Source organism: Mesorhizobium sp. M7A.F.Ca.US.005.03.2.1, assembly GCF_003997795.1.
Taxonomy (GTDB): Bacteria; Pseudomonadota; Alphaproteobacteria; order Rhizobiales; family Rhizobiaceae; genus Mesorhizobium; species Mesorhizobium ciceri.
In genome coordinates, this window is sequence record NZ_RZRP01001414.1 from 1 (window position 1) to 830 (window position 830).

At 56.9% G+C, this 830-nt stretch carries 1 protein-coding gene; it reads right to left on the reverse strand.

Going from position 1 to position 830, the window contains the following annotated elements; genetic code table 11:
- On the reverse strand, positions 1 to 697 hold a 697-nt coding region (locus tag EN991_RS38180; RefSeq protein ID WP_164769756.1), incomplete at its 3' end, for a YceI family protein.
- Between the last annotated feature and the right edge of the window lie 133 nt (positions 698 to 830).

Below are 830 nucleotides of genomic sequence, written 5' to 3' on the forward strand. Positions count from 1 at the left end.
CGACATCGGCAGTGCTCGCCGCAACCGGTTGGACAACAGCCGGCTTGCTGCCGTCAGCGACGAAAACGAAATCGAATGAAACCGATGCCGTGGGAACAATATTGGTCACGTTGGCCGCCTGCTGGAGTTTATCCACGTTCGGCAGCAATCCGAAGTCTTCCACATGCACGGCGACAGGAGCCTCCGAAGCGACCGACACCATGGTGTCGCTGATCATGGTGACCACGATGTTGGCTTGAAGATCCTTGTCGACCCCGTGCAGGCTGAGACGGAACGGAAGAACCGCCTTCACACGTCGCTTGGTCGCCAGGTCGGCAAATGCGGCGGGATCTACCTTCGCGGTCAGTTCGGCGGAGGGAAACTTGAATGTCTCGAAGAAAAGGAACCGCATGCGGACGTTGCGAAGGTCAACCCCTGTATCGACCGAATTGAGGTCGAAGGTGACTTTCGCATCACCCGCCGAGGTGAGGCTACCGGAAATATTCCTGATCTTGTTGGTTTCGACGATCGTGTTCTTCTTGACCGATTGGTAGGTCAGGACCGAAGCGGTCGAGTCCAGCGTCCAGTTCGTCTCTGCCTTCGCAGTTCCCAGTCCGGGCCAAATCAACACCAACAACGCAACGACCAAGCCAAGCGCGTTTATAACGAGCCAGCCTCTTGCCCGTGTTTTCCACCAGACTCCCACGACTTCGAACATGGAACCCCTGCCTAGAGCAGTTCACGATTTCTCAGCGAGGAGCATAGAACACTTGCTGTCGCTTGGCGAGCATCTCGCGTGGTGCGGTGCACCACTCCCGAGCGATGCAAATCTCGGGTTCATCGTCTTGGTT